General features: G+C 32.3%; 19 protein-coding genes and 1 other RNA gene. 6 read left to right on the top strand and 14 right to left on the bottom strand.

Features of this window, described 5'->3' with window-relative positions; translation table 11 throughout:
* Positions 1–233: 233 nt before the first annotated feature.
* Positions 234–5,507, bottom strand: a complete 5,274-nt coding sequence (locus VOI25_RS12645; protein WP_323789447.1) for a PKD domain-containing protein — start codon at positions 5,505–5,507, stop codon at positions 234–236.
* A gap of 370 nt (positions 5,508–5,877) precedes the next feature.
* On the opposite strand from VOI25_RS12645, the gene VOI25_RS12650 reads away from it, so the two are divergent.
* Positions 5,878–6,480, top strand: coding sequence for a hypothetical protein (locus VOI25_RS12650; protein WP_323789448.1), 603 nt, complete (start codon positions 5,878–5,880; stop codon positions 6,478–6,480).
* An 83-nt stretch (positions 6,481–6,563) separates the two neighbouring features.
* Here VOI25_RS12650 and VOI25_RS12655 read toward each other — a convergent pair whose 3' ends face one another.
* Positions 6,564–8,267 carry an ABC1 kinase family protein gene (locus tag VOI25_RS12655; protein ID WP_323789449.1) on the bottom strand — a complete coding sequence of 568 codons (1,704 nt, stop codon included), beginning with the start codon at positions 8,265–8,267 and terminating at the stop codon, positions 6,564–6,566.
* 3 nt (positions 8,268–8,270) lie between these two features.
* On the bottom strand, positions 8,271–8,639 hold the full coding sequence (locus tag VOI25_RS12660) for a hypothetical protein (protein ID WP_323789450.1): 369 nt from the start codon (positions 8,637–8,639) through the stop codon (positions 8,271–8,273).
* A gap of 139 nt (positions 8,640–8,778) precedes the next feature.
* On the opposite strand from VOI25_RS12660, the gene VOI25_RS12665 reads away from it, so the two are divergent.
* A complete protein-coding gene (locus tag VOI25_RS12665; RefSeq protein WP_323789451.1) occupies positions 8,779–9,183 on the top strand; it encodes an HPP family protein in 405 nt (134 codons plus the stop codon).
* A gap of 284 nt (positions 9,184–9,467) precedes the next feature.
* Here VOI25_RS12665 and ssrA read toward each other — a convergent pair.
* Positions 9,468–9,863, bottom strand: a transfer-messenger RNA (tmRNA) gene (gene ssrA, locus VOI25_RS12670).
* Between the two features lie 218 nt (positions 9,864–10,081).
* Here ssrA and VOI25_RS12675 point away from each other — a divergent pair.
* Both VOI25_RS12675 and VOI25_RS12680 read left to right on the top strand, forming a co-directional pair.
* A complete protein-coding gene (locus tag VOI25_RS12675) occupies positions 10,082–11,290 on the top strand; it encodes an NAD(P)-dependent oxidoreductase (protein ID WP_323789452.1) in 1,209 nt (402 codons plus the stop codon).
* Positions 11,277–12,071 (top strand): SDR family oxidoreductase, encoded by a 795-nt coding sequence (locus VOI25_RS12680; RefSeq protein ID WP_323789453.1) that lies wholly within the window; start codon positions 11,277–11,279, stop codon positions 12,069–12,071. Before VOI25_RS12675 ends, VOI25_RS12680 begins: the two co-directional genes overlap by 14 nt.
* An 11-nt stretch (positions 12,072–12,082) precedes the next feature.
* Here VOI25_RS12680 and VOI25_RS12685 read toward each other — a convergent pair whose 3' ends face one another.
* The 6 genes from VOI25_RS12685 to VOI25_RS12710 all read right to left on the bottom strand — a co-directional run bounded on the left by VOI25_RS12685 (position 12,083) and on the right by VOI25_RS12710 (position 15,885).
* Entirely contained in the window at positions 12,083–12,736 is a 654-nt protein-coding gene (locus tag VOI25_RS12685) for a DUF1361 domain-containing protein (RefSeq protein WP_323789454.1), read from the bottom strand.
* Positions 12,724–13,107, bottom strand: a complete 384-nt coding sequence (locus VOI25_RS12690; protein ID WP_323789455.1) for a DUF2809 domain-containing protein — start codon at positions 13,105–13,107, stop codon at positions 12,724–12,726. The genes VOI25_RS12685 and VOI25_RS12690 overlap by 13 nt, the downstream gene beginning before the upstream one ends.
* Positions 13,104–13,412, bottom strand: a complete 309-nt coding sequence (locus tag VOI25_RS12695) for a hypothetical protein (RefSeq protein ID WP_323789456.1) — start codon at positions 13,410–13,412, stop codon at positions 13,104–13,106. The genes VOI25_RS12690 and VOI25_RS12695 overlap by 4 nt, the downstream gene beginning before the upstream one ends.
* A 73-nt stretch (positions 13,413–13,485) precedes the next feature.
* The gene (gene creD / locus VOI25_RS12700; RefSeq protein WP_323789457.1) at positions 13,486–14,877 is read right to left on the bottom strand and encodes a cell envelope integrity protein CreD; all 1,392 of its coding nucleotides are present in this window, start codon (positions 14,875–14,877) and stop codon (positions 13,486–13,488) included.
* 55 nt (positions 14,878–14,932) lie between these two features.
* On the bottom strand, positions 14,933–15,226 hold the full coding sequence (locus VOI25_RS12705; RefSeq protein WP_323789458.1) for a transcriptional regulator: 294 nt from the start codon (positions 15,224–15,226) through the stop codon (positions 14,933–14,935).
* A 50-nt stretch (positions 15,227–15,276) separates the two neighbouring features.
* Positions 15,277–15,885, bottom strand: a complete 609-nt coding sequence (locus VOI25_RS12710) for a hypothetical protein (RefSeq protein ID WP_323789459.1) — start codon at positions 15,883–15,885, stop codon at positions 15,277–15,279.
* Between the two features lie 96 nt (positions 15,886–15,981).
* On the opposite strand from VOI25_RS12710, the gene VOI25_RS12715 reads away from it, so the two are divergent.
* Positions 15,982–16,341: a DUF1801 domain-containing protein gene (locus tag VOI25_RS12715; RefSeq protein WP_323789460.1), complete on the top strand. Its 360-nt coding sequence runs from the start codon at positions 15,982–15,984 to the stop codon at positions 16,339–16,341.
* 6 nt (positions 16,342–16,347) lie between these two features.
* Here the strand turns inward: VOI25_RS12715 and VOI25_RS12720 are convergent, their stop codons facing one another.
* The 4 genes from VOI25_RS12720 to VOI25_RS12735 form a co-directional block, all read right to left on the bottom strand.
* Positions 16,348–16,893, bottom strand: a complete 546-nt coding sequence (locus VOI25_RS12720) for an NUMOD4 domain-containing protein (RefSeq protein WP_323789461.1) — start codon at positions 16,891–16,893, stop codon at positions 16,348–16,350.
* Positions 16,894–16,954: 61 nt separating this feature from the next.
* Positions 16,955–17,428 carry a GNAT family N-acetyltransferase gene (locus VOI25_RS12725; protein ID WP_323789462.1) on the bottom strand — a complete coding sequence of 158 codons (474 nt, stop codon included), beginning with the start codon at positions 17,426–17,428 and terminating at the stop codon, positions 16,955–16,957.
* Between the two features lie 2 nt (positions 17,429–17,430).
* Positions 17,431–18,249: a 3-deoxy-8-phosphooctulonate synthase gene (gene kdsA, locus VOI25_RS12730; protein ID WP_323789463.1), complete on the bottom strand. Its 819-nt coding sequence runs from the start codon at positions 18,247–18,249 to the stop codon at positions 17,431–17,433.
* 89 nt (positions 18,250–18,338) lie between these two features.
* Entirely contained in the window at positions 18,339–18,698 is a 360-nt protein-coding gene (locus VOI25_RS12735; RefSeq protein WP_323789464.1) for a hypothetical protein, read from the bottom strand.
* A gap of 306 nt (positions 18,699–19,004) precedes the next feature.
* Here VOI25_RS12735 and typA point away from each other — a divergent pair, with 306 nt between their 5' ends.
* Positions 19,005–20,804: a translational GTPase TypA gene (gene typA / locus VOI25_RS12740; protein WP_323789465.1), complete on the top strand. Its 1,800-nt coding sequence runs from the start codon at positions 19,005–19,007 to the stop codon at positions 20,802–20,804.
* Positions 20,805–20,886 lie beyond the last annotated feature (82 nt).

Below are 20,886 nucleotides of genomic sequence, written 5' to 3' on the forward strand. Positions count from 1 at the left end.
TTTAATAACACATGAATCGGTTTTTTTTAGTAATAAATAATTGTGGATTCTATGGCTTAAAAGTTAAACCATTTTGATGAGGGTTTAGTTATTATAACTTTCGGAAAAAACCTCAATTTACCGCGATATTGCGATAGTTTGTGGCTTGTATAATTTTGAACCATTACTTATGCATAATATGCATAAGTAATGAATTTCAAAATAGGTCCTAGACTAAATTTATTTAGACGTTTTTATTCTATAATCAAGCGTTTTAAATATATTTTTCCTTCTACTGTTCTTAGTTCAATAAAATATAACCCAGAATCAAACTCTTTGACGCTCACTTGACTTGTAGTTGTGTTGTGATATATAATTTGACCCCTTAAAGTTCTAATAGTTAATGACTCCATTTGCTCAATAGAATTTTTAAGTTTTATAGTGACCTCATTTTTAGCAGGATTTGGATAAACCAGTAACTGGTTTTCTCTAACTTCAGTTTTGTTTAATATTGAATTTGATGTCGACATACGAGCATTTTCACATGAAATAATTGGTATTAATTGTGGAAAGACATATCCATTTTTAACACCTAAAGGAGCAGCAATTGAACTTACAGGATGAATAGTTGAATTCCAATGGTCTAAATTGTCAATAACACCCCATTCATAAGAATGATAAGTGTATGGAGCCGAGAATTCATTCCATCCGAAGGATGTGATAACATAATCGTTATTTAGTCCTTCATGTTCTTGTTTATTAAAAAGTAAATAAATTTTATCATTTGAGGCTCTTTGAATATTTGCCGTATACACTGATGAATTTAGTAAAGGGAATTCATACTCTCCAGTATTTAATAAACCTCTTATCTCATGGGTTTGTGTATTGTACATAGACAGTCCACTTGCTACAAAAAGTGAGTCACATGATGTGCATAGGTTAGGTATAGCGCTAATAAAATACAGCATACGACTGTCGGCTGAAAATTCTGCTAGACTAATAGAAATTGCTGTGTTTTTATAAGCGATTTCGTCAGCTGTAGATAATCCTGATAGCATATAATTTGGGTTACTAATTATGCCAGTAGAATTATCAAAATTATATAAGTAATACCTATTATATAGCAGTGACCAATCTGGTGAAACTTTGAGAGATCCCCAAATATTATCTACTGTTGATGTAATTACAGGGTTGTCAACATGAATACCCGAATCATCAACTTTAAAAGCATATAAATCTCCTTCCATAGAACTCAATAACCAAAAGGATTCATTATCTCCTGACAAAGCAGAAGTTAAACCTGTACTAATCGCATTTGATATAATATTATTCTTTGAAATAACAGCACCTAAACCTCCATTGGCAGTCATATCTATTTCAGCATATCGCAATCCAAAATTAAAATCTTGATCATAATAAATGCCATTAATACAATCATTATAATTTGAATTTATATGTGAACTTGAAAACAAATAGTAAATATTGTCAGTTCCTGGCTTTGGCAGAATAAGAGTGTTTTGGCTAAATCCTGTACCTCCACAAATGGATGCATTGGCATAAAATTCTTCTAAAACAGTGTCTGTGCTTGAATCTCCGAAAAGTTCATTCCCTCCAGACATAATATTATTAAAACTATCATAAACAGTTATACCATCTGAATAGAACAATAAATTTCCTGTATTTCTATCACTTATAGAGGCAGATGCATATTTTATGTAGTGACTTATTTGAGTATTTGTAAATCCATTAGTTGTCGAATCATCAAAGTTCCATTTGTTTTGACCAAAAACCCAAGTATCATTGATTTTTTGATTGCTAGTATTGCAAAAGCAGTCAACAGTTAACGGTATACTTTTGTTAAGGCATACTTCTTCAGAAACTAAATTAATAATTGTTATCGTTATAATATAAGTTCCATTTTCTGCATAGTTAAATATTGTGTCACCTTCGTTAATTGTATGGTCCACTCCTTCATGAGTTAGAATAATTTTATAACAATCTGTAATTCCTTGAGGTAAATTAATGATAAACTCTCCACAATTTTCTGTAGGTAGAATTGTTTCAAACAAATCACTATACACATCTGAACAATCTGGACAATTATCAAAGCAGTCAACACTTAATTTTATGTCTTTTTTTGAACATTTATTTCCAGTTGCCAAATCTACAATACTTAGAGAAATTGTATACGATCCGTTTTCGATATAATCAAATAAAGTGATGCCCTCATCTAATGATATTTCAACATCTTCATGAGTTAAAACAATTTTATAACAATCGTTTATCCCTTCAGGTACCTTAATTTGAAACTCTCCACAATTTTCTGTTGGTAGAACTGATTCAACCAGATCACTAAACACATCTTTGCATTTAGGACAATCGTTAAAACACGCTATATCTATTTTTTGAGATTGCTTTGCACAAGTAACTTCAGGAGTTGAAATAATATCAACGACTGCGATTCCTATTTCATAAGAACCATTAGCAGTGAAATTAATAAATGTGCCACCTTCAGCTAATTGACCTTGAAGGACACCATCAATATAATAGTCTAATCTATAACAGTCACTGTTTCCAGAAGGAACAAAAACTTGATAAATACCGCATCCTCTTTCTTGTTGAATAAAAACTTCATTTAAAACCAAATTGCAATCAAAACAATCTTCATTGTCACAAAATTCTGTTACGGTTAGTGTTTCTGTTGAAGTACATCCTGATATTGTATTGGTAATGGTAGCTGTAACTGTGCCAGGTAACGTTGTCCAATTAACATCAACATTAGATTGATTTGATAAACCTCCAATACTACCTCCATCTACAGTCCATAAAACGGTATTATCATCGTCAATTGAAATTGAATAGTTAGACAAAGAGCTTTCTGAAAGGCATGCCGTAGTCGAACCACTTATGGTTACAGGTTCATTTCCAACCTCAACAGTAGTGTTGATTGTTGTGCCACCAATAGTCAAGCTCACATTAAAAGTCCCATCACTTGAAAAAACATGTGTTGGTATAGGTTCACTAGACGTATTTGCTGCTCCAGAAGCCGAGTCTCCAAAGTTCCAATTATAATTAGTTGAACACACAGCAGCTTCAAACACGTAACTATAACAATCTGTGATTGTGAATGCTATAGCATCTGTAAGTACATTTTCTGTAGCTGCATCAACCATATTTGGTAAGCTATTGATTGAAATAAAATTATCATCTAAAAATGGCCCATTGTTGTCAAAGAAACATGCATTTGGAAACATAGTAGAAGCCATATTATCTGGTCGATGAATTACTGATAGTTGATGATCATATCTAGAAATATATATTTTGTTATCAGGTCCTAATTGAACCTCATATTCACCAAGTAATGATGTAATTTCTAGCTCTCCAACTACTGTTTCTGAGCTTTTGGGATCAGCTATAGTAATATCATATTGATAAATATCTGGCCAGTCTGTTGCAGAACCATGTCTTTGGACTGTATATAATAATTCTGAACTAGGACTAAAGCACAAACCATGAGTTCCTGGGCGATCTATAATTATTAAATTGCTTAACATTCCATTATTAAAATCAAAGTCAAACAAGTGTATTTCACCACCAACACTTTGAGTTAGTGCTACCCTTCTTCCATTAGGAGCAGCTTCAATAGTTGTATGATTGATATTAACATTTGGCATTTCTATTTCTGAATGAAACGAAACACCAGTATCATCAACAAGAAATACCATTAAAAAATTTGTATTATCAGTTTTTACCCCTTTTGTAATAATCCAGTAATTATTATCACAACCGGCTATAGCTGTAACTCCTTCGCCAGCATTAACGGTGCCTCCTGAAGTAATATAATCTGTAGGCGCCATAATGATATTATTTGTGCTAACAACATTCGCTTGGGTTCCAGTAATAGATATTGAAGCATACGTAAATTCGCCTCCATCAAATTCCAAATTAAAATTGTAATATTCGTTTGAATGTCCTGGGTTTGGTATAATAATAGAACCTCTAGTAGCTTTTTTATCGCCTCCAATATTTGTAGCAATACTCATGTGATTTTGGTCCCATATACTTTCCCCATCCGTGTAAAAAAGTAAGTTTCCATTTTGATCACTTTGCACAGCACATGCACCTTGTTGACCAGATGGTGACATTGTATTGTTTATATCGGCTGCTGCGTCATAAACTGGTACTCCAGAAGTAAAATCTAACCCTCGTTGTCTAGGAAAGTACCAGTGACCTTGAGTATTATTCATATCGTTTACAATGGTATTACAATCTTCAATAAAGAGGGTTTCAAAAGCTGATGTTGCTGAAGTGCCATCACTTACCGTTAGGATAACATTGGCAGGAGTGTAGGCAGTTGAATAAGTATGGGTTACAACTGACCCTGTAGCTGTTGTGCCATCGCCAAAATCCCAGTCATAGGTAGCTCCATCAATATTGAAAGCAGTAAATGTTACAGTATCACCAACACAAGGCATGTAATTATCCATAAGAAAACCTGCTAACAATATGCCACTACAAGCAACACCAGTATGTATGTAGTTTTCAACTGACACTAATTCTGAACGATATAGATTAATGCTAGCTAGTATTCTTTCTGTCTGACCCAAAGTGAAATTTATTCTACAATCTTCAGAAGTATAATCCATATAATTATCTATTGCATCTGGTAAATTGGGATCATCCTCATCACAGGTATCCCAACCAATGCTTGGACAACCTGAATTAGGAGAACTTACAGGAGGTGTATCACAAACTCTATCACCTTCTGTATCACAATCTAAACTACTCATTCCACTACATCCATTATTAAAAGTGTGATACAGTCCTAAATAATGACCTACTTCATGTACTAACGTTTTTCCGTGTTGAGTTTCTGGTAATAATCCTGAACATCCACAAGTAGCAATATCTCCAAAAGAGTTATGAGCCATTACGATACCATCAACAGCACCTGGAGCCATTCCTGGGAGCACTGAATATCCATAAGCACCTCCATTATTAATATCATTTACCACCCATATTCTGAGATATTTCCTATTAGAAAGTGTAGACGTTGCAGTTAAAGCAAAATGATCGGTCTCAGCATTATTGTGAGTTAATACAGAATCCTCAATACGAATAATTCCCGGAATAGTATCTCCTTCAAGAGGCGTGTCTCCATCTGTGGTGGCTAAACAAAATTGAATGTCATAGGCTGAAAAATAGTTGTTTAAAGCATCTATTTGGCTAATAACCTGATTATCAGAAATATTTTCAGGACCATTATCATGAACTATATAAACTACAACGGGAATAAGGATGTTTGCACCTGTGGCTTCTCTTGATAAACTTATGGAATTCTGATTTATATAGGATTTGATGGCTTGATCTAGAGTGTCAATTTTATCTTGAACTTTTGGATCATCCTTAATAAGATTATCAATAATTTCATCAGTATAACAAGGTGTTTTTGTATCACCTTGACTGAATGCAATTAGGAAAGAAAAAATAGTTATTACTAAACTGAGGGAAGTTTTAAATTTAATCATGGATTTAATTTGTTGTTGGTTGGTATCTTTAAATATACAAATAATTCAGGGACAAGAGATTCTGCTAACTAAGCAAAGAAATTAACTTGTTTTTTGTTGTAAAAGATGAGAGTTTATAAATTGTAAAATCCTTGTAATGGTAGTGATTACAAGGATTATTTGTGGGGTCAATGGGACTAAAGTCGAGCTATTTTGATGAGGGTTTACAGATTTTATTTGATTCTAAAATTAAATGCATTGTTAAAAAAAAGATTAGCAGTCGATTTTCCTAAATTACCACTATCATTTAAAATAATTGAAAACTGATAATGATCATTGTCTACTTTAGGTTAAGTATAGATATTTAAGATTAATATTAATCTAAATTATTATGAAAAAAAAGGAAGATATTCAATTTATGGATAAAGTAATTGGAGCACTAAGGAAAACTGCTACTGAGCTAGAAGAATTTAGAGTGCAAACTGCTTTAGGAAAAGCAGAAGCTAAAGATAAATACGAAGAGATTAAAAAGAAATTTAATCTATTTATTCATCATAGTGCATTTAAAGTACAAGGCTTTAAAGAAAAAATTGAAGAACTAAACACGAAATTTGATGAACTACAAGTGCAATTGGCGCTAGGAAAAGCAGAAACTAAAGATGCCTTTAAAAAACAAAAAAAACAATTGCTTTTAACCTTGCACGATATTGAAGTAAAAATTAAAACCAATGAAACATTAAGTCGGTTGTATGCGTTAACTTTAATTGAAATAGAACAATTTAAAATTCAGTTAGAAATTTTAGAACAAAAATTCAATAAAGATAAAACAGAAACAAAAGATACATATGAAAATAGAAAAAAAGACTTTAATTCATTTATTGATAAGCTTAAAGGAAAATATGGCAAGAAAAAAGAAGAAACAAAATTAGAACATTTTCAAACTGAAATTTCAGAAGCTTTTGATCATTTTAAAAAAGCGTTTTCTAAACCTTAGAACATCTATTTTGATTTAAAAAAAAAGGCAGTCTTTTATTTTTAGATAGCCTTTTTTTGGTTCATATACCTCAGATATTAAAATCAATAATCATGATCTCCTTTATTGATGTTTTTTAACATACCAAAACCTAAAATTATTGCGAGACTAAAACTTGTTATTCCTAATATAGAAATGTTATTCCAGAGTGGTTTGATATCAAAAATTATAAATAACGATGCTCCAATGATTAAAGCTACCATAATAACGGCAGTAATTAATTGTTTGGTAATTCTTTGTAAAGTGTGTACCATTGGATCAATACCTTTATGTGTTAAATCTACTTTAACTCTACCCGAATTAATTTTTCGAATAGCATTTTTTAAATCCGATGGAAATTCTTCTATATAATCTGTAAGTTCTATAATAGAATTTGCAACTTTCTTACCCATTTTTATTGGGTTGTATTTTTTTGTTGCACTTGTTTTTAGATAGGGTTTTACAATTTCGAATTGTTCCAATTTTGGGTCTAGTTTATTTATAACACCTTCAATAGTAACTAAAGATCTTGCAAATAGGAAAAAATAAACAGGGACCTTAAGATTATGTGCAATAATAATATCTTTGAGTTCTAGCAAAATTGTACTCATTTCATTGTCATGAATGTTTCTTACATAATACTTTTCTACAAATTCATTAATATCAAATTCCATATCTCTCATGTTTGAGATTGGTGCATTATTTGATAGTTCTTGTAAGGTTTTAATTATTTTTTTTCCATCCTTGTTTGCAATCGATATAAATAACTCTCCAAAAATTGAAACATCTCTTGGAAGCATACTGCCCATCATGCCAAAGTCTAAATAACAAATATGATTGTTAGGTAGCACCAGTAAGTTTCCAGGGTGAGGGTCTGCATGAAAAAAACCATATTCAAAAATTTGTTTGAAAAAGCTTATTGCAAGTCGTCTTGCAATAACTTTGGTGTCTATGTTTTTAGCTTTTAATTGATTTATTTGATTAATTTTTATGCCTTCAATAAACTCCATAGCCAGTACTTTTGAAGTTGTAAAAGCAGGATATACTTTAGGAGCCTGAGCAAATTGATCTAAACTCTTGTCATTTTCTAGATTGTTATAAAAGCGTTGGATGTTAATAGATTCATTTATAAAATCAATTTCTTTTAGTATTGAATCTTCAAAATTTTGAACTAGTCCAACCGGATCAAAACTTTTTAGAGATGGGATTCTATGTTCTAAAATCTTAGCAATTTTATACATAGCCTTTATATCTTCTGCAACAACTTCATAGATTTCAGAGCGCTGAATTTTTAGTGCTACTCGTTTACCAGAGTGCAAAATGACATTATGTACTTGTGCAATAGAAGCCGATGCAAAAGGTGTTGGCTCAAACCAAGCGAATAGGTTTTCTACAGTATCTTTTAGTTCTGTTTCTACAACCTGTTTAGCGAGGCCTTCAGACATAGGTGGAACATTGTCGTGAAGTTTCTCTAATTCAAACGTGAGTTCTAATGGAATTAAATCTGGTCTATTGCTTAAAATCTGTCCAAATTTCACAAAGGTTGGTCCCAATTCTTCACATACCAGTCTCATTTTTACCCATTTACTGTAGGTCGTTTTTTTTGTGTATGCCCTTTTTGGAATTAATTTTTGAATAAAGGTATATTGCTTATTATCTTCTATATAATTTACAAAATCTTCAAAACCATATTTTATTAAAACTTTGAGTATTTGGTTATATCTAGAGATTGATTTAAAATTTCTTCCAATGCCTGTTAGAATACCCATTTTTTATGCTTTCATTTTATTTTGTTTGGCCTCTAATAATGCCACATTTGCGTCTAGCTTATCAATTTTTTCATTTAGGGCTTTAATTTCGTCTAAATGTGCCACATTTATTTTTTTATAGAGCTTGACGACTAATTCTTCAATTTTATCGTGTAACTCTTCTTTTAATTCATTGGTTTTTAAGATTATTTTATCAGCTAAGTCCAGTTCATTTCCATTTTCATCTATTTGAGAATCAGAAGCAATTTTATTAATCTCATCTTTTCCTTTTTCAGTAAATGCACTTATTTTATCTAAAAAATTTGTGTCTCTTGCCAAAACATATACACTTGAAGTTAGAGTAAGTAGCTCTAAAATGGTTTTAGTTTTCATAATTATCCATTTAATTTAAAATAGAATTAAATGTATTAATTAACATCCTATTAGGACATGATATTAATCATTTGCTAAAATTATTTATTACTTTAATTTTAGGTGTATTCTTAAAAAACAATTCAAAAAACCTAAACCTATGAAAACGGATTCTGTAACAAAAGTTATGACTAAAGACGTTGTTTGTATTACACCAAATCAACACCTTTTGGATGTGAAACACATTTATGAAAAAGACAAGTTTCATCATCATATTCCTGTAGTAGAGAATGATAAGTTAGTTGGTATGGTAAGTTTACTTGATTTTATGTATCATATTTCTGGAGCAGGAATTAGCGATGATCATGAAGTTTATAAAAAGTTACGAGTTAAAGATATTTTAACGTCTAATCCATTTTATTTGACAACTGAAGCAAGTATAGCAGAAGTTGCTAAGGTATTTACTAAAGGCAAATTTCATGCAGTGCCAATATTAGAAAATGATAGCGTTGTTGGTATTGTTTCTACGGTAGATGTTATTAACTACTTTTTGCAAGAAAGCTAAGGTTTAAATACATTTGGACAAAAGAATATAATGAGGAGTGGTGGTAACAATAGAACTGGAACTTTTCGATTATTAAAAGACATAAAAGTACACTATAAGAAGTCATCATTAAAATGGAAACAAAAGCTACATGGTTCGATATTTACCGAAAATCTTTTTTTTGAAGTTGATGAATGTCGAACTGCCAGAATTAATGATGTCTTATGTTTTATTATGCAGATAGACAATAAGTTAAGGTATAAAAAAAAGAGGGCAATTTTCAATGAAATTGAAATTGTCCTCTCTAGTGGAGTCGGAGAGAATCGAACTCTCGTCCAAACAAGCTATTAAAGAGCTTTCTACACGTTTATTCTTTCATTAGATTTTCGATTGTAAACTGGCAAAAGACAGCCCATTTACAACTTAGCTTCTTAATCTCGAAAAGGCATCAAAGCACTACCTAATCTAAGTTAATATTTACGATGCCTCTAATAAGAACGCCATTAACCAAGGCTTTCTAGAGACATTTAGCATTCCTACCTAGTAGGACGAGGCTTAATCTTACTGTAATTCAGATTATGCAGCTAAAGCGTAGTTATTCTCGCCGTTTAAAAAGTTGACCTAGCCTTTTACGTGTTTCAATGTCATTACACGACGTGCTTACCATTTAATGAGTCTCGCTGTCAAAACCAGTCGACCCCTTTTATAGTAATTGTTTTGGCGTTACCTTTCAGGTCAGGCTCTCACTACTCGCTCTCTGCGAGGAGCTCAAACAAACCGTTCCATCCTTAACGCAACATGCAAAGTTATCAAAAAGTTTGTATAACCCTACTTTTACTATTATTTTCGTACAAATTTTATACCAATATAATTAACTGTCAACTTTTGTCAGTTACCTATATTATAATTCAACCATCGCATGAAATTCGCCATCATCAAAGAACGTAAGAGTCCGCCTGACAGACGTGTCGTATTCTCACCAGAAAAACTAGCTGAAGCTAGAGCCCAATTTCCTCAAGCAGAATTTGTCGTAGAGTCTTCAGATATTCGTGTGTTTTCAGATGATGCGTATCGAAAACAGGGATTTAAAGTGACTGATGATGTGTCAGATTGTGATGTCATGATTGGTGTTAAAGAAGTACCTCTCGAGCATTTAATTCCGAATAAAAAATACTTCTATTTTTCGCATACCATAAAAAAACAACCATACAATAGAAAACTATTGGTCGATATGCTCCATAAAAATATCGAAATGTATGACCATGAAACAATCGTTAAGCAAAGTGGTGCAAGACTTATTGGTTTCGGACGCTATGCAGGTTTGGTTGGTGCTTATAACGGATTTAGAGCTTTAGGATTGCGCGATGGATTGTTTAATCTTCCTAAAGTTGAAACTTTAGCAGATTTAGATGAAGTCAAAGCAGAATTAGATAAAATTAAACTTCCAAATATTAAAATTTTACTTACCGGAACTGGAAAAGTAGCTATGGGAGCAAAAGAAATTCTTGACCATTTAAAAATTAAAGAAGTAAGTGATGCGCTTTATTTAACCTCGGAGTTCTCAGAACCTGTTTACGTGATGGCAGATGTCATGGAATACGCCAAAAGAATCGACGGTAAAGTAGGTGATAAGTGGGAGTTTTATAAAGATCCTTCTGCTTATGAAAGTAACTTTATGCCATATGCTAAAGAATCAGACTATTTTATAGCAGGACATTTCTACGGAAATAATGCACCTTATTTATTTACAAGAGCAGATGCCAAGCATCCAGATTTTCGAATCAATTTAGTCGCAGATATTTCTTGTGATATTGATGGTCCAGTGGCGAGTACAATTCGTCCTTCAACAATAGCAGACCCATTTTATGGTTATGATCCACATTCTGAAACTGAAGTTGCTTATGATGCCGATGAAGCTATAACAATGATGGCTGTAGATAATTTACCTTGTGAGTTGCCAAAAGACGCGAGTGAAGGTTTTGGAGACATGTTTTTAGAGCATGTGATTCCTGCCTTTTTTAATGGTGATGAACGCGGAATTTTAAAACGTGCCAAAATAACTACAGACAATGGTAAGCTAACTGAGCGTTTTAAGTATCTCCAAGATTACGTTAATGGAAATGAATAGCCCTAAAACTGCTTTAGTAACTGGAGCAGCTTCTGGACTCGGATTTGAGTTAGCATTATTGCTGGCTAAGGATGGGTACCAGCTTATTTTAATTGATATAGACTCTGAAAAATTAGAGCATTCAAAGCATACAATCTTACAAACAAGTGAAACCAAAATCACTTTAATGGTTAAAGATTTAAGTTTGCTCAACATTGCTGAAGACATTTATAAAAACATTGATGGTATTGCAATAGATGTTATTATTAATAATGCTGGATTCGGATTGTTTGGTACATTTTACGATACAGACTGGGAACGCGGATCAAAAATGTTGCATTTGCACATTTTAACAACGACACATTTAATAAAGCTGATTTTACCAGATATGGTTAAACGTGGTGCTGGTAAAATTTTGAACGTATCGTCATTAGCAGCGTTTCAACCTGGTCCATTAATGGCTTTATATTATGCATCTAAGGCTTATCTTTTATCCTTTTCACAAGCCATTTCAAATGAATTAAAAGGCACTGGTGTTACTGTCACTGTATTGTGCCCTGGACCAACAAAAACATCATTTCAAGGTGTGGTCTCAGAAGGATGTAATGACAATAAAATTGGCTTTAATATGGCATGCCCAAAAGCTGTAGCTTCTTATGGTTATAAAGCAATGCATAACGGCCGAGTGGTTGCAATTCCTGGACTGTTCAATAAATTTTTATCCATTTTGCCAAGAATGTTAACTAGAAATAGAACTACGAAAATAGTTAGGAAAATACAAGATAAAAACAGAGATTCCTAGTTGTCAATTTTTTAAGGTTTTATTGATATTGATTTTATCATATAATAGAACATTGCTAAAAAGGTGCCAAAAGTTATTGTGAAAATCCATGCTTCAATATTCGGCTGACAGATAATCTTTGTAATGTCAGAAAAAAGTGCAATCGGATTATTGATTAATTCCCAAGAGTTATACCTTAAAAATCGTCCGAGATAAATTCCGAAAGCTGTTAATCCAAAAATCGATAGCATAATAGAAAATATGTATTTCGGATTTAAATACAACTTTAGAAGTTTTTCCATGTCAGAAAGTGAGAGCATAAATAATATCAATCCGTTAAATGCAAATGAGACAATGACTAAAACATCTAGCCATAGCAAATGCTGTTCAGAATTGTTTAAATGCAATAAATCTGTAACGATATAAGGTGCATTTGGAAGAAAGAGCAACCAGATTCCAAAAGAGAGAATAAATTTGATTTTATGAGGTTTTGGATTACTTATTAAGCTGGTTGTGATACCAAAAGGAATAACAGCAAGGCATAAATTCCAAACTAAAAAAAGCAAGTAAAAGGATTGTTGTAATTTCATTCTAACCATTAATAGAACAATGCTTAAAACCATTGAAACAGTGAGAATTGATAGTATTTTAAATCGGTTGAGAATAAGTGTTTTTAAGGTTTCCATGGTGTTGTTTTTAAATCTATAGCTAAAATGGTTAGCGTTCCAAATGTGTAGGCAATGAGATCTGAGGTATGAAATGTGCTTCCAAGGATGATGGTTGCCACCTTATGATGTCTAAGTTGTAAATGATCTAAAAGATTATATAATTGTGAAAATTCAACTACAAAGGCAAAAGCTAATACACCAATTGCGATATAGACTGGATTGGCTTCAATAAAAGACCTAATACCACAAAATATTAAAATAACTACTAAAAAATCTCCAAAGGTATGTCGTATAAAGCCTTCGCTTAAAAATGCTGCAATACAGATTTCAACAAGTAAAATAAGGAGTGTCAGAACTAAATAGGTTTTATGTAATTTGAATGTCATCATATGAGGTTTTGATTAGGAAACAGGATTACCATATAAAAATATAGTATGGCTATTGGGATATTTAATGCCATTAGTCCACAAGTTTTCAAAGCTTCTCCTTTATTGTTTTTAGTAAACAAGCCATTAATAATAACTACTATAAACACAATAAAATTTATAATTAATGCTATTATTACATAGGTCAATGCGAATCCCAAATTAATTAGATCTTCTCCAAAGAATAGATAAAATGATAATAGACAAGTGCCAAGTACAAAGCTCAGTAAAGCAACAATTTGTCCTATTTGATTTATATTAGGTTTCATCTTTTATACGTTTTTAAATGAAACCTCGTTCATTTCTATGCAGAAAGCGGAACGAGGTCACACCACCAACTAATTAACCATTATTCCAGTCTATTTTTCTAGACACAAACATAACAATGGCTAAAATCACGAATAAGCCTATACTACCAACTAATAAGGCATAGTTTTCTAGTTGAATAATCACATAAATAAAGGTGTACAATGCTGTTAAGGAGGCACAAATAAACATTGAGAATTTGAAGTTTCTTAGAATAGATTTTGAATACAATGTAATGAGTGCCACAACAGAAATACCAGCTACTAAATAGGCTTTTAAAAAGTTACTGTGTTCTGAGATAGAAACTAGCAAGGTGTAAAACATGGTTAGCGCTAAACCAATCATTAGATATTGAAATGGATGAATATCAATTTTACTCATTGTTTGTATTAAAAAGAAGATTAAAAATGTAAGTCCGATGACCAAAAAGCCATACTTGGCTGAACGCTCACTTTTTTGATATTCGTCAACCATAACCATGAATTTTGTTCCGAAAGCAAAGGCATTAAGATTTGGAACTTTGTTAAGATGCTGTTGCGAAAACGCTCTATTAATATGAAGTACTTTCCAATCGGCTTTAAACCCTTCTTTAGTGATTTCTTTGGTTTCATCATTTGGCAAATAATTCCCTACAAAACTTGGGTCAGGCCAATTAGAAGTCATCGACATGGTGGTTGTTTTTCCAATTGGAATTAAATCGATTTGTTGTGTACCATTAAAAGACATGCTGATACTAAAGTTATCATTTTCAGTATCTGAAAGGTCTTCAGCTTTAATGAAATTAGATTCCAGAACATCTAGATAACGGTTATGGTTGTCGTCTTTAGAATTAAAATTGGTCTGGAAATTATAGGCTTCAGAATTTAGATGTAAAACCATTTCACTTTTGATACCTTTTAAATTGGTGGTCTGGATCAAAACGGAAGCTTTATCCCAAACAATATCTTCAGTTTTTATGCCTTTGTCATTCAAATCTGTTGGAATAAAATGTCCTGAGAAATCCATGGTTGTAGTGAATACGGCAGATTCAAAATTTCCACGTTTTAATGTTTTGGAATCGACGTTTACATCAGAATTTAAACGCTCAGGGAAAATATAGGCATAATTCATATGGGTTTTGGTTTCTTTGAAATAGGTTTTGGTGGTTTCGTTGTAGGTTTTAGTTTCAGAATAGGTTTTGTAAGGCAGCTTTAAAATCGGTCCGTAAACCAGAACATTATGTCCCCATTTATCATTTATTTCAGAAACAACGTCAGCTTGACGAAAAGAGCGTTCAGCAATAAGACTATTGATGTAGGACAGTGGTATTAGTAAAATGATGATTAAAAAACCAACGATTAGCATTCGTGCCGTTATTGAAGTTTTTAACCAATTTGATAATTTGTTGGTCTGTTGTTTGTTTTGCTGAGGTGTGTTTGAATTTTCCATTATTATAAATTTTAAAGTACTTTGTATTTCAAAGTAAACGTTTAAAAAAAAAGATTTATTGTGTATTAATTAATTTTTCTAATGCTTCAATATGTTTTTTAAATTCCGCTTTGCCTAATTTGGTGGTAGAGTAGCGGGTGTTCGGTTTTCGTCCTATAAACTGTTTTTCAACAACAATGTATTCAGCTTTTTCAAGAGCCTTCGTATGACTTGCTAAATTGCCGTCTGTGGCTCCTAACAGTTCTTTAAGTGTATTAAAATCGGCATATTCATTTACCATCAACACAGACATGATTCCTAATCGGATTCTGTGATCAAAGACTTTATTTATGTTGTTAATGATGCTCAAATCTTAAGTGTAAAGTTAAAACGTTAAAAGTATAAAGTTTCTTCAAATTCCTACTTCATATCATATTTAAAATGCATCCAAGTTCCATAAATAATATGCATAAATCCGAAGCCAAGTACCCAAAACCAAAATCCGTAACTAGGCATGAATGCACATATTAAACCTAAGATGATTTCAGTATATCCTAAATATCTTATGTCTCCTAAGCTGTATTTTGAGGCATTAATCAAAGCTAAACCGTAAAAAATTAACATTAAGGCAGCTGTATGTCCATAGCGTTCTTGATTCAAAATGATAAGGATATAAATTCCGCCAGTAATTAAAGGCACAAGAAAATTAAACAACAAACGTTTTGATGAACTGTCCCATATTTTTTCATTATTCTTCTTGGCTTTTTTAGTTGTTAAATAAATTCCTGTCATCACACTAAGAAACGCAACGCCTAATAAGATTGCGACACATATTCTAAAAATAGCACCATCTAATATTAGGTAACCTCTAACCGAGTTTGAAACTAGGTAATACGCAATTGATGCTCCGATAAGCGCATAAATTCCAGCCAGAATTCCAGATAAGCCGCTAAGTGAAATAAAACGAGAGGATTTGGTCATCATCGTTTTTATTTCATTGATATCTTCTAAATAGTTTTTTGATTCCATACAAAAGTACTTTGAATTACAAAGTAAATAAAATTTATTCAATTGTCAAATATAAATTTTTGTTAATTTTGAAAAGAATCAAATCGGTTATTAATAGTGAAACCAGCTGAAGCGTATATCTTAAAACAATCAGAACCCTTCAAGTCTATTTTAATACACTTGCAGATTCTTATTGAGCATACCTTTCCTGAAGCTGAATTAAAGTACAAATGGCGAATTCCGTGTTATTATGTGAATTCAAGACCCATATGCTATTTGAATCAAAGTAAAGATTATGTAGATGTTGGTTTTTGGCATTCTGCTCATCTTACAAAATACACTGAACATATGGTGTCTGAGAATCGAAAAGTAGTGAAGTCGATGCGTTATAAAATCTTAGAAGATATTAATGACGATTTATTTATTCTCATTTTGAAAGAAGTAGAGAAGCACAAGAATAAATCGTTTTTGAAATAAACTGTTTTATTCTGTTACCGAACTCCAGTTTTCACCAATTTTTATGCGGTACAGTTGCGTTTCGGAGATCCCAAACTGTTTTGCAATCATTTTTAATCGCGTTCTTCGATTGGGGTCGTTTAATTTTCGTTTAATGAGTTTAACTTTTGTTTCAGTTAATTTGGTGTTTGAAGGTTTTTTTCTAACAATATTCTTAAATTTTGGATTACTGAATTGGTGCGTTTCCTTTTCTTTTTTAGTAGCCCATTTTAAGTTGCTAACTTGATTATCAGTTTTGTCATAATTCAAATGAATGACAAAAATGCCATCATTTTTTTCTAGGAAATGTTCTGCAACTAATTTATGAATGTAACGACTTGTCATTTTTCCATTCTTCTTTTGCCTAACAGGAAGGTTTTGATACCCATTAATGAAGTATTTTTTTACTAGAAATTCTTCATCATGTTTGCAGTTTAAAATTCTACCATGATTAGAGATTTTAAACTTTTCATTGTCGTCAATATGTTCATCAAATTTAATTTCTTTCCATTTTTCATTCCAATGATTTCTCATTTTTGTTATTTTTTTTAGGGATTATTATACATAGGGATTGTTTCAAATTTTCTAGGGTATTTTATAATTCTTTAAACACAATATAGATATCAAAAACTTGTCCTTTAAATGATTTTTTCTGTTTTTTTTCAACGTCATAAAAGTGAGAGTCAAAAAAATCTAGAGCAGTAGTGCTAATATCAGATTTAATAATGTCATTTCCATTGATAGACACTTGAGATTCCATGATGCGCAACAATTTTGAAGCAATGGTTTGACGCTGAAAATCTTTATGGACAAATATATTTTCTAGATAAAAACCTTGTCTAAGATACGAAAAACCCACGATTTGGTTATTATATTCAGCCACTAAAAAATAGTGTTTTTTAATCCGATTTTGCCACTTTTTAGTGTCGTCGGCTCCCGAAGACCATGCTTCAATCTGTTCTTCAGAATAATCTTTAGAGTTTACAGCTCGTATGGTATCTCTATAAATGGAAGTGATTTCTGGTAAATCATCTTGTGTTGCTTCTCTAAAATCGAGGTCTTTTAACATACTTATAAGCTATTAATAGTTTTTCTAATAGCGACTAAGTTGGTCAATAATTTTTCAAGATTATCAAGATGCAACATGTTTGCACCATCACTTTTAGCATTTGCAGGATCAAAATGTGTTTCAATGAATAAACCATCAACATTGTTAACGATTCCAGCTCTAGCAATTGTTTCAATCATCTCTGGTCGTCCTCCTGTAACACCAATACTTTGGTTGGGTTGCTGTAATGAGTGTGTGACGTCTAAAACCGTTGGAGCATATTGTCTCATTGTAGGAATACCTCTAAAATCGACAATCATGTCTTGATAACCAAACATGGTACCACGATCTGTAATCCAAACCTTATCGTTTCCTGAGTCTTTTACTTTCTGAACAGCGTGTTTCATGGCTTCCGGACTCATGAATTGCCCTTTCTTTAAGTTAACTACTTTACCAGTTTCGGCTGCAGCAACAACTAAGTCGGTTTGACGCACTAAAAATGCAGGAATCTGCAAAACATCTACATATTCTGCTGCCAATGCGGCATCAGAAACTTCATGAATGTCAGTAACCGTTGGAATGTCAAAGGTTTCAGATACTTTTTTGAGAATCTTCAAGGCTTTTTCATTTCCAATACCAGTAAAACTATCAATACGACTACGATTAGCTTTTTTAAAACTACCTTTAAATATATACGGAATGTTTAACTCATTTGTAATGCTAACAACCTTTTCGGCGATGCGCATTGCCATATCTTCACCTTCGATAGCGCAAGGACCACAAAGTAAAAAGAAGTTATTCGAATTGGTATGTTTTAGTTTCGGAACGTCCTGAAGAGTCATTGAATTTAAGTTTCAAATTAAAGCGCAAAGTTACGAAAATATTATGCGCTTCCTATCTAATTAAATTCTGAGATTTTAAGACCTTGATTTTAAAATGAGCGCTTCATACTATTGCGAATCATCCATAAAGCCATTACAAAATTTGCTACAACAAAAAGGCCACCATAAATAATGAATTGCTTCGTTGTCGCAGATAAAGTTACAATATTAAATAAGTCTGATAGATAAGCTAAAATCAGATAAGACGAGATACAAACAAAGGTAATTCCTAAAGAAAAATTTAGTTTTTTGCTTGGTTTTATGAGTTGCCACAAAAATGGAATACCAAATAAAAGAATTGGATATGCGGTTGCTCCAGAATTTTTGTTCACGTCTGTAAACCAATATAAAATTACTGCAATAAAATACAAGTAAGGTATAAACTTCGAATACTTATGAATTAGTTTCATCTGCTAAATGTTTTTGTTGTCAGATGTAAATTGCCCGAAATTTGGCTGGTTTGGAAGTGGCTATTTACTATTAATCAATTAGAGAACGTAATTTACGAACTGAAATTATATCTTCTAATTATTATAACATATAATTAACTAATTTATAGCGTTTAAAGTTTTAGAGTTGATTAAAGTGAATTGAATCTGATCTTTAGAATATCATTAATATTCAAGCATTAATTAGCCATTATTAAATTATTGAAGGGAATCACTTTTTAAACAGTAATTTAACGTACCTTTGCACGCTTAAAATAAGGCATCATTATGGCTAATATCAAAAACATTGCAATTATTGCTCACGTCGATCACGGAAAAACAACCTTGGTTGATAAAATCATGTATCACTGTCAGTTGTTTCGTGAAAATGAAAACACAGGAGACTTAATTCTTGATAACAACGATTTAGAGCGTGAAAGAGGAATTACAATTACGTCAAAAAACGTTTCTGTAATCTATAAAGACACAAAAATAAACATCATTGATACACCTGGTCACGCCGATTTTGGTGGAGAAGTAGAGCGTGTTTTAAACATGGCAGATGGTGTGTTGCTTTTAGTAGATGCTTTTGAAGGTCCAATGCCACAAACACGTTTTGTATTACAAAAAGCGATTGATTTAGGTTTAAAACCTTGTGTGGTTATTAATAAAGTGGATAAAGAAAATTGTACGCCTGAAGAAGTACATGAAAAGGTATTTGACCTTATGTTTGAACTGGGAGCAGAAGAATGGCAGTTGGATTTTCCAACGGTGTATGGTTCTGCTAAGAATAACTGGATGAGTGATGATTGGCAAAATGAAACAGAAAACATTGAGCCTCTATTAGATATGGTTATTGAACATATTCCAGCTCCAAAAATTGAAGAAGGAACAACGCAGATGTTAATTACCTCACTTGATTTCTCTTCTTTTACTGGTCGTATCGCGATTGGACGTTTAACTCGAGGTGAGTTAAAAGTTGGTCAAAATATCTCTTTAGTGAAACGAGATAAAAGCATTGTGAAATCTAAAATTAAAGAACTTCACGTTTTTGAAGGTCTTGGACGATTAAAAGTTGATAGCGTACAGACTGGTGATATTTGTGCGATTGTTGGATTAGAAGGATTTGAAATTGGTGATACCGTTGCCGATTGGGAAACTCCTGAAGGTTTAAAAACAATTAATATTGATGAGCCAACCATGAGTATGTTGTTTACAATTAACGATTCGCCTTTCTTCGGGAAAGACGGAAAATTTGTAACATCACGTCATATTAAAGATAGATTGACTAAAGAATTAGAAAAAAACTTAGCACTTAGAGTGGAAGAAACAGATAGTGCAGATAAGTTTATGGTTTTTGGTCGTGGTGTTTTACACTTATCGGTTTTAATTGAAACGATGCGTCGTGAAGGTTACGAATTACAAATTGGTCAGCCGCAAGTAATCATCAAGGAAATTGATGGTGTAAAATGTGAACCAGTTGAAGAAATGACAATTGATTTACCGGAAACAGTTTCTGGTAAAGCGATTGAAATGGTTACAATGCGTAAAGGTGAAATGTTAAGCATGGAAGCCAAAGGTGAACGTATGGTTTGTCAATTTATGGTGCCTTCAAGAGGTATTATTGGTTTACGTAACCAATTATTAACGGCTACTGCTGGTGAAGCAATTATGGCTCACCGTTTTAAAGAATACCAACCTTTAAAAGGTGGAATTCCTGAACGTCAAAATGGATCGCTTGTATCAATGGAAAAAGGGCAAGCAATTCCTTATTCAATCGATAAATTACAAGATAGAGGTAAGTTTTTCGTAGATCCAGGAGAAGATATTTATGAAGGTCAAGTGATTGGAGAAAATTCTCGTGGTGATGATATGGCTGTCAACGTAACTAAAACTAAAAAGTTAAGTAACGTACGTAGTTCTGGTGCTGATGATAAAGCGAAGATTGTACCTGCAATTAAATTCTCTTTAGAAGAAGCTTTAGAATACATCCAAAAAGATGAGTACGTAGAAGTTACGCCTAATTTCTTAAGATTGCGTAAAATCTATTTAACTGAAGTAGAGCGTAAGCGTAATAAGAGTATATAAGCTAAAATAAAAGTTAAAAAAAGGAATCCATATTGGATTCCTTTTTTTATTATAAATTAGCTGAAATCGATAGGATAAAACC

This window comes from Psychroserpens sp., from assembly GCF_034670085.1.
Classification (GTDB): Bacteria; Bacteroidota; Bacteroidia; order Flavobacteriales; family Flavobacteriaceae; genus Psychroserpens.